Source organism: Cryomorphaceae bacterium, from assembly GCA_017798125.1.
Classification (GTDB): domain Bacteria; phylum Bacteroidota; class Bacteroidia; order Flavobacteriales; family ECT2AJA-044; genus ECT2AJA-044.
Map to the genome: position 1 here is coordinate 299,997 of CP059070.1, position 12,275 is coordinate 312,271.

Annotated in this window: 8 protein-coding genes; 5 read left to right on the top strand and 3 right to left on the bottom strand. The window is 47.7% G+C overall.

Features of this window, described 5'->3' with window-relative positions; translation table 11 throughout:
* Positions 1-73: 73 nt before the first annotated feature.
* Complete coding sequence (locus HZ996_01300) at positions 74-1,138, top strand: glycosyltransferase (protein QTN37826.1); 1,065 nt, start codon at positions 74-76, stop codon at positions 1,136-1,138.
* Here HZ996_01300 and HZ996_01305 read toward each other — a convergent pair.
* On the bottom strand, positions 1,119-2,156 hold the full coding sequence (locus tag HZ996_01305) for a sensor histidine kinase (protein ID QTN37827.1): 1,038 nt from the start codon (positions 2,154-2,156) through the stop codon (positions 1,119-1,121). The genes HZ996_01300 and HZ996_01305 overlap by 20 nt on opposite strands.
* Positions 2,156-2,839, bottom strand: a complete 684-nt coding sequence (locus HZ996_01310; protein QTN37828.1) for a response regulator transcription factor — start codon at positions 2,837-2,839, stop codon at positions 2,156-2,158. The genes HZ996_01305 and HZ996_01310 overlap by 1 nt, the downstream gene beginning before the upstream one ends.
* Before the next feature lie 144 nt (positions 2,840-2,983).
* On the opposite strand from HZ996_01310, the gene HZ996_01315 reads away from it, so the two are divergent.
* The 4 genes from HZ996_01315 (at position 2,984) to HZ996_01330 (ending at position 11,739) form a co-directional block, all read left to right on the top strand.
* A complete protein-coding gene (locus tag HZ996_01315; protein ID QTN37829.1) occupies positions 2,984-5,803 on the top strand; it encodes a carboxypeptidase regulatory-like domain-containing protein in 2,820 nt (939 codons plus the stop codon).
* Between the two features lie 122 nt (positions 5,804-5,925).
* Positions 5,926-7,203, top strand: coding sequence for a hypothetical protein (locus tag HZ996_01320; GenBank protein ID QTN37830.1), 1,278 nt, complete (start codon positions 5,926-5,928; stop codon positions 7,201-7,203).
* A gap of 108 nt (positions 7,204-7,311) precedes the next feature.
* Complete coding sequence (locus HZ996_01325) at positions 7,312-9,744, top strand: hypothetical protein (GenBank protein QTN37831.1); 2,433 nt, start codon at positions 7,312-7,314, stop codon at positions 9,742-9,744.
* A gap of 39 nt (positions 9,745-9,783) precedes the next feature.
* A complete protein-coding gene (locus HZ996_01330) occupies positions 9,784-11,739 on the top strand; it encodes a Na/Pi cotransporter family protein (GenBank protein QTN37832.1) in 1,956 nt (651 codons plus the stop codon).
* On the opposite strand, the gene HZ996_01335 is transcribed toward HZ996_01330, so the two are convergent.
* Positions 11,736-12,257 carry a hypothetical protein gene (locus HZ996_01335; GenBank protein ID QTN37833.1) on the bottom strand — a complete coding sequence of 174 codons (522 nt, stop codon included), beginning with the start codon at positions 12,255-12,257 and terminating at the stop codon, positions 11,736-11,738. The two genes, HZ996_01330 and HZ996_01335, sit on opposite strands and share 4 nt — an antisense overlap.
* Between the last annotated feature and the right edge of the window lie 18 nt (positions 12,258-12,275).

Below are 12,275 nucleotides of genomic sequence, written 5' to 3' on the forward strand. Positions count from 1 at the left end.
TAATTCGAAGATTTAATTATCGCTTAATCCCATTCTCCGGATTTGTTCGCTGCCTGCCCTATCTTCGCACGTGATGCAGTCGAAGAGAATTTTGGTTTGCCCGCTGAATTGGGGGCTGGGGCATGCGACGCGTTGTATTCCGATTATTCAAGCCCTACGGGCCGATGGATATACGCCGGTAATTGCTACAAGTGGCCGAGCTTTATACCTCTTACGCGAAGAATTTCCAGAGCTTGAATTCATTGAGCTCCCGGATTATCAAATTACCTATCAAAAAAACGGATCGTTTGCCCTAAACCTCGTGAAACTGGTTCCGTCCGTAATGGCCAAAATCAGGCAGGAGCACAAAGTGCTTCAACGTATAATTGATGAACAGGATATTCACGGGGTTATCAGTGATAATCGATTTGGTCTTCACACCCACAAGGTTCCGACTGCTTTTGTCAGCAACCAAATTCGAATCCTAGCTCCCATGGGACAGTGGTTCGTAAGCCAGGTAAATCAGAGCTTCGTCAAGCGTTTTGACGAGTGTTGGATTCCAGATTTCGAAGATGAAAATAATTTGTGTGGGTACTTAACTCAGGGCTTTAGCTCGTCTATCAAAGCTAAGTACCTAGGCCCCCTGAGTCGTTTTACTCAGATGGCCGAAAAGAAGGAGCATACCTATCGGATCCTGGCCTTGATTTCAGGTCCAGAACCTCAGCGGAGTTATTTTGAGAAAATTGTGCGTAATCAGCTCATCGATTCAGGGATTAAAGCGGTCATGGTCAGAGGGGTGCCCGAGGAAGAAAAAATGACGACTCATGAAGGAAACACGACGATTCATTCATACTGCACAGCGAATGAACTCCTCGACTTGATTTACGATTCGGAACTGGTGATTAGTCGTTCGGGTTACAGTACCGTTTCTGATCTTACTGCCATTGGTAAGAAAGCTGTTTTCTGCCCCACTCCAGGACAAACGGAACAGGAATTTTTAGCTCGCCGCCTTGACGAAAAGGGCTTTGTGCCCATGTACGAGCAATCCGAATTCAACCTAGAAGAAGCGCGAATAAAAGCCGAAGACTACTCTGGTCTTCCTTTCTTGGACACGAGCCATCGAAACTGGTCGGAGCTCTTTAAGCTTTTTGAAGGGTAAAGGCGAAGGTAGATCCCACTCCGGGCTTGCTTCGGACCGTGATGGACTGCTTGTGCGCCTCGACGATGTGTTTTACAATTGCCAATCCCAAACCCGTACCTCCTTGCTCCCGAGAACGGCTCTTATCAACCCGATAGAAACGCTCAAACAGTCGCGGGAGATCCTCTTCCGGGATTCCCAATCCATTATCCGTTATCTCGATTAAGATTTGACTGCCCAGATCCGTAAAGTCCAGCTCCACAAAGCCTTCGTCGTCGTTGGAATAATTTATCCCGTTGACCATCAAATTGGTGAAAACCTGCTTGACACGCTCGCTATCACATAGGAGCTTAATGGACTTCTGAGCTTTATTCTTGAAGCGCAACTGGACACCCTTTTTCTTGGCCTTTAGCTCAAGTGTATCCATAACTTCTTGTGCGAGCTCCACTATATCCACTGGACTTACATTCATTTGCAGCGCACCTGCTTCGAGCTTGGTAATGGTCTCCAGATCATGAACCAAGCGAATCATTCGCTCAACGCTCTTATTCGCACGCAACAGATAGGCGCGATTGATTTCTTCGTCTTCAAGCGCTCCGTCTAGTAGGGTAAGGATATATCCTTGAATGTTGAAAATGGGGGTCTTGAGCTCATGACTCACATTCCCAATGAATTCTTTTCGGTACGATTCCCGCACCTTGAGCTGAGCAATTTCCTCACGTTGGTTCTCCGCCCATTCGCTGACTTCGCGGCTTACCTCGTCCAGATCCGTGGTCACCTCATCCTCTTCGAAATCCCCGGATCGAATGGCGTGAATATTCTTGTAGAGCAGTTCTACTTTTCGATAGATAAACTGGTAAACGGCGTAGCGAAAAATGAGGAAGCCAACAATTAACGTAACTCCTGACACCGCTAGGTTTGCCACAATATTGACCTCCGTTCCCGAAAGACGGGCGGCCAACCAAAAGCTGAACAGAACAAAAATACTGGTGATCAGACTCGCAAAAAAGGCGAGCTGATCGGGTCGATCAAATCGCATTAGGCTTCGAACTTGTAGCCTACGCCCTTGACGGTTTTGATGTATCCTTCACCGATTTTCTCACGGAGTTTTCGAACGTGGACATCAATGGTACGACCTCCCACAATTACTTCGCTTCCCCAGATCTTATCCAGGATCTCATCGCGGTTGAATACTTTACCAGGGCGACTGGCCAATAAACTTAAAAGCTCGAATTCTTTGCGTGGAAGCTCTATGCGGTCCCCATCTTTGGTCACCTGGTACTTTTCCTTATCGATATGCAAGTCTGAGACCTCGATGACAGAATCCAGCTCCATCTTGGACCCAAAACGTCTCAAAAGGGCCCCAACTCGACTAACCAGTACTTTGGGTTTAATCGGTTTGGTAATGTAGTCATCCGCACCTGCGTCAAAGCCGGCTACTTGACTGTAGTCTTCACCCCGTGCGGTTAAAAATGCGATGAGCACATTTGCCGTCTCGGGCGTACTACGCAACACATCACAAACCTCAATGCCGTCCATTCCAGGCATCATCACATCCAAGATTATGAGGTGAGGTACTTCTTTCTTCGCGAGTTCAACGGCCTCCTGGCCATTGTTCGAGGTGAATACAGTATATCCCTCTTTTCTCAGGTTGTACCCAATGAATTCGAGGATATCTTCCTCGTCGTCAACCAATAGAAGTTTGTAACCGTTAGGGCTCATGGCTTGCAGATTTTGCGGTAAAATTAACTATAAAACCATGCTGTCTTAAACATTAACCAAAGGTTAATAACCTTAACTCAAGGGTAACAAGGCATTAACTATCCGCTTACTTCAAGACCGTTCCTTTGCAAAAAATTACTGAGCATGCGTAAGTTACACATTTCAATGTTGTTGACCTGTTTGGTATTCCATTCTGTAAGCACATTTGGGCAGGGGAATGGAACCATCTCAGGTACCGTCTTGGACGGAGCTAACGACAACGAGCCGATGGCCTTCGCCAACGTTGTAACCGTAGGATCCAGCATTGGATCCACCACCGATTTCGATGGAAATTATTCGTTTAGCGCTCCAGCTGGAACCTACGATGTCATTATTTCCTTCATCGGTTACAATGTCGACACCGTCAAAGGGGTTCGCGTAACTGCCGGAGAAACAACTACCCTTAATCACACTTTGAACCAAGGCTCCGTTGCCTTGACAACGGTGGACGTCGTGACTAAGGCCAATAAAGAGTCTGAAGCACAACTCTTGTTGGAGCGAAAAGAGGCTTCCGGAATCGTTCAAAACATCGGGGCCCAAAAGCTAAAGGAAACAGGTTCCGCAGATGTTGCGGAAGGATTGACCAAGGTGGCGGGGTTGTCCGTTGTAGGAGGTCAAAATGTATTTGTTCGAGGTATGGGAGACCGCTACAACAGCGCCTATTTGAATGGGATGCCCATCGCATCTCCGGACCCAGACTTAAAAGTCATCCCCCTGAACATTTTCCGCACCGCTATCATTCAAAATTTGAATGTTCAGAAAGCCTTCGAAGCGCCTTTATATGGGGATTTTGCCGGTGGGGCCATTAACATTGCCACCAAGGACTACCCAACCGAGCCTCTACTTCAAGTGCGTATGGGATTCGGAATCAACACCCAACGCAACGGCGGAGATTTCTACACCTACCAAGGTGGAAACGCCGACTACTGGGGATTTGATGATGGTACCCGAGCATACCCTGACGATCTGCGTGGTGAGGAGTTCTATAACAGTCGTATTCAGGGGCAATACAACGAATTCCCTTACCTCTTTAACCGCCAAACGATTACCACGCCAATCAACACAGCTTTTGGCGTGACGGCTGGAAACTACATCCCCAATAAAGAAAAAGAAGGAGGATTTGGCTTCTTGATCTCTTTGGATCACCGGAACAAGGCTTCTTACCAACCGGGAATTTACCGCTTGGTTAACCGCCAAAACGACTTCCAGATCGATTACGATGTTCAGTCATGGCAGCAAGAAACCAACACTTCCGCCTTGGCCAATGCAGCGTACGAGATTGACAACAACAACAAGATTTCATACAACTTCCTATTCGTCAACCTCAGCACGGATAATTTCCGTGAGACGGGTGCTGAAACGGGTTTCCACTTTGACTACAACTCTCCCATCTTTACACGTCGATACACTTGGCGTCAAAATGACTTGATGGTCAATCAGATCTTTGGCGAGCACGAATTCGGCAATTGGAAAATCCGTTGGGACGGATCTTGGAACCGTGCTACATCCACAGAACCGGATCGTCGTCAATTCGTTTACCTCCGTCAAGGAGATGATTTCCTGATCAACACGCTTGACTTCAACGAAAACCATCGCTTTTACTCTGAGCTAGTAGAAGATGAATACAATGCTCGTGTGATGGCTACCTACACCATTAAAATGGACGATAAAGGCAATTCGCTTTGGGATGTTGTCTTTGGTGGTGAAATCAAAAGAAAAGAACGTGAGTTCGACTATTGGCAGGTTAATATTGATTTCCAGAACTACGTGAATGAAGACGGTGATGTTATGGACCCTAACAATATGGAAGCCGTAATTACCGAAGAGAATTTTGAGAATGACAAGATTGCCTATCGCGAAATCGCGGGTCCGGCATCCCTCTATACGGCGAATTTGAACATCAATTCGTTCTACGCGCAAACGAGCGGAAAACTTGGACCGCGTGCAGAAGGTATGATTGGTCTTCGTATTGAGGACGGTCTTCAGACCTTGGACTACCGGGATCAAGTTCAACCGGGAATTCCTAAACAAGAAACACTAGATCAAATTGCCTTGATGCCAACAGCGTCCTTCAAGTACGATGTCAATGAGAACAGTGCCCTCCGAGCCAGCGCTTCTCGTACAATCTCTCGTCCAGCTTACCGAGAGGTCGGACCATTCCAGTACATCGAGTTTTTTGCTGGTCGCCAAAGCATTGGTAACCCAGAACTTCAAAATGGAGCCAACTACAACGTCGACGTCCGCTTTGAGACCTACCCTCAACCAGGGAACTTGGTCGCCTTTACTGTCTTCGGAAAATACTTAGACAACCCGATTGAGCGCGTACTTGTCGCGACGGCTTCCGGTCAATTGGAATCCTTCATCAATACCGAAAGCGCCGTTGTCGCAGGAATCGAGTTTGAATACTTGCAAAATCTAGGGCGATGGTTCGGTGAAGAGACAGGATGGAAAAACCTGAGCTTGGGCTTCAATGCCTCAGCGATGTACACCGATGTCACGATTAATCAAGACGCAACCGTAGGAGGATCCTCCGTTATATCGACCAACGCGAGTCGCCCGCTTCAGGGAGCATCTCCATATTTGGTCAATGCGGACTTAACCTATACCAAGCGATTCGGGAAGGATGATATGCGCAAAACAACAGCCACTTTGAGTTACAATGTCTTTGGACCTCGAATCTTCTCTGCGGGTGCCCAAGGGATCGGAGACATTTACGAACGCCCTGTGAATACCTTGAATTTCTCTTGGAGAAATCAAATCAGCGATCATTGGTCGGTGAACTTCTACGCACGAAACCTTATGAATCCACTGATTCTTCAGAAGCAAGAGTCGGATCCAAGCTTGAGCAATGCAGAGCCCGTTATCGTCAATCAGTACAGACAAGGAGTTGATTTCAGCATTTCCATTTCCTACGACGTCTTCTGATTAATACTGCCATAACAATAAGGCCTGTTCCTTAACACATTATTAAAAATAACGAAAACGCCCCGTTGAACGGGGCGTTTAGTTTTGTCGCAAGAAATTCAACTTCTAAACCCGTAACTATAATGAAACAATTGAAGTTCAACCGAATGCTCGCAGTTGCCTTGGCACTCGGTGTAACATTGTCCGCGTGTGATAACGATGACGATGACGACAACAACAATGGAAATGCTACTTACACCATTACCGACGTAACTAAGAACGGTGTGGACTACAAAGAGGTAGCCGGTAACATCAACCAAAATGTAACCTTTAGCGCCAGCAATAACTACCTATTGAAAGATGGAGTATTTGTGATGGACGGTTCAACCTTGACCATCGAGCCAGGTACTAGCGTATTCGGCGACAATACAGATGGGGTTGACTTTTTGACCATCAACCAAGGTGCAATGATCAATGCCTGTGGTACAGCTGAGTTACCGATCGTTATGTCTGCCTTGCAGAGCACAAAAGGTTCTTGGGGTGGTTTGATCATCAACGGTTACGGGGAGATCAACAACGGTTCAACAGCGACAGCTGAATGTAACTCTGGAACCTACGGCGGTAACGACAATACCGATAACTCAGGTACTTTGTGCTACGTTCGTATTGAGTACGCAGGATTCATCTGCGCAACGGACGACGAGTTGAACGGGTTGACCTTGAACGCGGTTGGATCAGGTACATCTATCGAGCACGTTCAAATCTTCCGTGGAGCTGACGACGGTATCGAGTGGTTTGGTGGAGCGGCTCAAGTGAAGTACGCTATCGTAACCGGAGCTCGTGACGATTCTTTTGACTGTACACACGGTTGGGCTGGAAAAGGTCAGTTCTTCGTGGCGCATCAAGACAGCGAGTCCGGAGACCGTGGATTTGAGTTTGACAACAACGGAGACGATAACTCTGCTCTTCCTTGGACGAACCCAACTATCTCTAACGTAACACTAGTTGGAGAGGATGATGGTGATGCTGAGAATACAGGAATGCGTTTGCGTGAAGGTGCTAAATTCCGCATCTGGAACGCCTTGGTGACCAACTTCCCTAAGCACGGTATCCGCGTATCTGACTCCATTACCTTGGTTCACGTTGACAATGACGAAGCTTTCGTAAGCAACGCAAGTGTCTTTGGGCTCGGTGGTGGCGGAGACGCGTACCGCGACTGTGCAAAATTCACAACCGACTACGACTGCGATGAAGCTGCTGTAAATCTTAGCGGTTTCGTAGGAACTAGTTCTTCCAACGCAGATCCAAACGGCGTAGACACTTGGTTTACCTCAGCTCAATACCGCGGAGCATGTGAGACTGGCGGAAGCTGGTGGACTGGCGGATGGGCTAAAGATGTAGATGGAGACATCATGCAGTAAGGCATTATCCAATAACAACATAAAAAAGGGTTGCTCTTCGGGTAACCCTTTTTTATTCTCCATCACTTTAATTGTGTTCCGTACCTTGAAGCTTCAAAATTTCACCCGATGAAAAAGCACTACTTCTTCTTTGTTGTCTTACTATTTGCTTCCAGCATCATGATGGCCACAACCCATCAAGTGGATCTGGGAGGCCCTAACGGAAACACATTCAATCCAGCGACCCTGACCGTCTTTGCAGGGGACACGGTCAACTGGACGAATTTGGGTGGGTTTCACAACGTAAACGGGAACACCGGAACCTTCCCAGGAAATCCTGCCTCTTTTGGAAATTCGACTTCTTCTTCCGCATGGAATTATTCCTTCGTTTTTACGTCTCCAGGAACCTACAACTATCAATGTGACCCTCACGCGGGGCTAGGTATGACCGGGACGGTAACAGTACTACCAGCACCCGCTGTTTCTACGGTAAATTTCACGACATCCAGTCAAGGTGTTTCTGAAGGAATAGGAGTCGTTCGCATTAGTCTCTCTATTTCACCAGCAACCACAAGCGCTGACACCATTGTTGTTACTGTTACCCCTGGTGCAGGCCTGGATACCACGGACGGGACTTCCACACCTCCGACTGACCCAATTACGGGAGAGATCATCCTCGCTCTAGCGGCAGGAGCGGACTCTACCTTTATCGACCTCAGCATCAACGATGACAACCTTGTTGAAACTAGCGAAACAGCCTCCTTTGACATTACATATGTGTCTTCTGGATTGACCATTGGAACTAGCACAAACGTGAATATTACAATTTTGGATAATGATCCGGCCGTTCCGACTTGCGCTGATCTCTTCTTCAGCGAATACATCGAAGGATCTGGAAACAATAAAGGGCTTGAGCTTTTCAACCCTACTCCCAACACCATCGACCTCACCAATTACTTGGTGATTGAAAGCGGCAATGGCGGAAGCTTTGTCGATACGCTGGATATATCCGGAACCCTGGCACCCTACGCCACCTACAGACTTTGCACGGACCAAGCCGATCCAGTTATGCTTGCCGTGGCCGATACGATTCTGTCCTTCCCAAGTGTGGCTCACTTCAACGGAGACGATGCACTCATCTTGTGGAATGGAACCGATACCCTAGACATTATTGGAGAGCCTGGAGTAGATCCAGGATCCAGTTGGCCGGTGGGTTCAGGGAGCACACAAAACCACACACTTGTTCGTAAGATTAATATACAAGGTGGTTCCTTAGATTGGACCTCAGGAGCGAATGAATGGGATGTCTATCCTCAAAACACCTTTGGTTTGTATGGGTGGCACACCTTCAATCCATGCGGTATTAGCACTCCAGTTCTATCATTTGCCTCTGCCGCCCAACTTGTGGATGAAAGTGCCGGCACTGCCACCTTTGATGTAGGTATTGCAAATCCAGACCCCAACAACCCGACAAGCGTTCAAGTCTTTGTCACAGGGGGTACGGCAACCAGCGGACAGGATTATGTCATCTCATCGCCAACCATTGTCACTTTCCCCGCCGGCAGCTCAGCTTTGCAGCCCGTGAGCATCGCGATCGTGGACGACAACATCGCAGAAGGGAATGAACTAATTTCATTTGGCCTTTCAAATGCGACCAATGGGGGAACCATTATTGGGCCCACCTTCTTTATTTCCATTTTGGATAATGATGTGCCCATACCTATGTATTCAGTCGCCGATGTAACCACCAATAATGCCGCTGGCGAACCAGATTCCAACGGAGTATTCTGCTCCTTGGAAGGTGTTGTACTAGGGGGCAACCTGCGCAGCGGAGGCCTGCAGTTCACCTTGCACGACGGGACAGGCGGTATTGGAACGTTTGCCGATACTCCGCTCAATAATTACACGGTCACCGAAGGTGATTTAGTTCGCGTATATGGGGACGTTGGATTCTTTAACGGCCTCACGCAGCTCTACATGGACAGCGTCATCTTGATCAGTCAAGGAAACCCCTTGCCGACCCCAACCATTGTGACGTTCCTGGATGAAACTACAGAGTCTGAATTGGTGCGCATCGACAATTTAACCTTAGTAGACCCCGCTCAGTGGACGGGTTCGGGAAGTGGTTTCAATGTTGAAGTCACCGACGGATTAAGCACCTACGATATGCGTATTGACAACGATGTCGACTTGTACAGTCAGCCTGCTCCATCTGGACCGTTCCACGCCATAGGAATAGGAGGCCAATTTGACTTTGACTCGCCCTACGACGAGGGATATCAATTCTTGCCCCGCTCTTCAGCGGACATCATTTCGACCATTGGAATTGATGAGAAGCGTTCAGATTTCAAAGCTTATCCGGTTCCCTTCACTGATCGTCTGATCATTGAAGTTGAAAAGGAAGCTGAAATCCGAGTTTGGGGTGCCGACGGAAGGCTAGTCTACAGCGCTCATATTTCGGGAACGACTCCCTTAAATACCTCGACTTGGGCCATAGGAGTTTACTCTATGGAACTTCGAACAGAACACGGGTCTTCTTTAAGATCAATTATCAAGCAATAAGTTAGTCCAAAACCTATATTTGCTCGCAAATTCGCGGTCATGAATTACTCTCTTTTCGATTTCTTGTCGTTGGTTGGTGCCCTAGGCTTTTTCATCTACGGCATGAAGGTTATGAGCGACGGCATCCAAAAGGTTGCCGGCAATCGTATGCGCAAGATTTTGAGCGCGATGACCTCCAATCGCTTGTTTGGAGTTTTTACCGGATTCTTCATTACCTCATTGGTTCAGTCCTCTTCCGCCACTACTGTAATGGTGGTGAGTTTCGTGAATGCGGGCTTGCTTTCACTGGTAGAGTCGATCGGCGTAATTATGGGAGCAAATATTGGAACGACCTTGACCGCATGGCTCATCTCTATTTTCGGCTTCAAAGTGAAGATTTCAGCGATGGCCCTTCCGATTATTGCGTTCGGATTCCCAATGCTGTTTTCCTCGAAAAGCACCGTGAAATCTTGGGGGGAAGTACTCATTGGTTTTGCCCTACTTTTTATGGGCTTGGAGTTCTTGAAAGGCAGTGTTCCCGACCTTCAATCCAATCCAGAGGTCCTGGAATTCCTGAGCCACTATACGGATAAAGGCGTACTCTCCACCCTCATCTTCATTGGTGTCGGTAGTATTATTACCGTCGTGGTCCAGTCCTCGTCGGCAGCCATGGCCCTAACTCTTGTGATGTGCTATCAGGGCTGGATTCCATTCCCAATGGCCGCAGCCATGATTATGGGTGAGAACATTGGAACAACCATCACGGCCAATTTAGCGGCACTGGTAGCCAACGTTCATGCTAAGAGAGCTGCCCGCGCGCATTTTCTCTTCAATGTTTTTGGCGTAGTCTGGATGATCATTGCCTTCCCGCTGTTCATCAACAACATCAACAACTACATGGCGGACAACCCGACCATGAGCGGTGTAGGAGGACGAACTTATTCATTCAATGAAGCCCCAGAAGAAGAAGCCTTCAATCAAAATGTGACTACTCGTTTGGGAGAAGCCGCAGACTTTGTTTCATGGGATTGGTCGGAGCCTCAACGGCTCGATGTTCACTACGAGCTATTCAAAGCCTCAGAAAACAACATCAATATTGATTCGGTCGCCCGCATTGCGTTCCAGGAAGAATTGAATGCGGCTGGACTGATCGCCGGTCAATACGAGGTTCAAAATGTCGGGGCGCGCCCTATGGAAGAAGCCAGCGCCATTCCTATTGCCCTTTCCATCTTCCACACAACCTTCAACATTCTCAATGTACTTCTACTCGTCTGGTTCGTGCCCTTTATCGCGCGAATCGTGACTCGATTCCTTCCCGCAAAAGGAGTGGATGACGAAGTATTCCAGCTCAGCTTTATTGGCAGCGGCATGATGGGTACGGCAGAACTCTCCATCATAGAGGCGCGTAAAGAAATCAGCAAATTCGGTGAGATCACGGCAAAACTCTACGACGCTGTTCCTCAATTGTTGCACGCCACTGAAGAAAAGAAGTTCAAGAAGCTTCTGAAGCGCGTCGCCAAGTATGAGGACATGACCGACCGTATGGAATTGGAGATTGCCAAGTATTTGAGTAAGGCTTCTGAAAACGAGCTTTCCAAGGATGCATCGCGCAGAGTGCGCAGCATGCTCAGCATCATTTCGGATCTCGAGACCATTGGTGACTTGTGCTACCAGATTGCGCAGAACATGGAGCGTCGTCGGGAAACAAAGGCCTACTTCACCCCAGAACTGCGTCAAAAATCAGAACAGATGTTCCATGCTGTGGAGCGCTCTATTGAGTTGATGACAAAGAATCTGAACCAGGACTACGAAAAGGTCTCTTTGACCGAGGCTAAAGACTTGGAAGAAGAGATCAACGAATTGAGAAATCAACTTCGCAATGAGCATCTCGAGAACATCGAAAAGGGACTCTACCCCATTCATTCTGGGATGTACTACAACGACCTCATCCACAGCTTGGAAAAGATCGGCGACCATGCCTTCGACGTATCGGAGGCCATTGTCCTAGAAGCTTAATTGATAATTATTGCGGGGGACTCAACCAAGTTACTCTCGGTAAAGTCTCGATCCACTAATCGAAAATCGAAACGAATGGTATCACTTCCCGTGAAGGAAACATTCATGTCATAAACGATTTCGCCTTTCAGTGTCTTGTTCTTTCCTTCCGGAGTCAAATAAGGAATACGCGCGCTAAAAGAAGGATCCAGATCGTCGATTAAATCGAAACTCCCTGTGGTGTCATTCCATTCGTAGTAATCGACCAATAAATTGTGGTAATACAAGCTGTCCGGATGGAATCGGCCTGTGGTATCGCTCTCGCGAAGTCCTACATTACCATCACCGTCGGTAAAGCCAATGGTCACAATGCAATAGGTATTTTCATTACCCAATTGATCCACAGAATCGACCAACATGAAGCCGTCGAAGGTAATGATCGGCTCGGGAGGATACTCCTCGGTCCGCAAACAACCCGCTCCAAGTATCGCTGCAATCAACGCAGTTAGTACTACCTTTGAACTTGACTTCATATTCATAGTAACGGACTTTTAGGC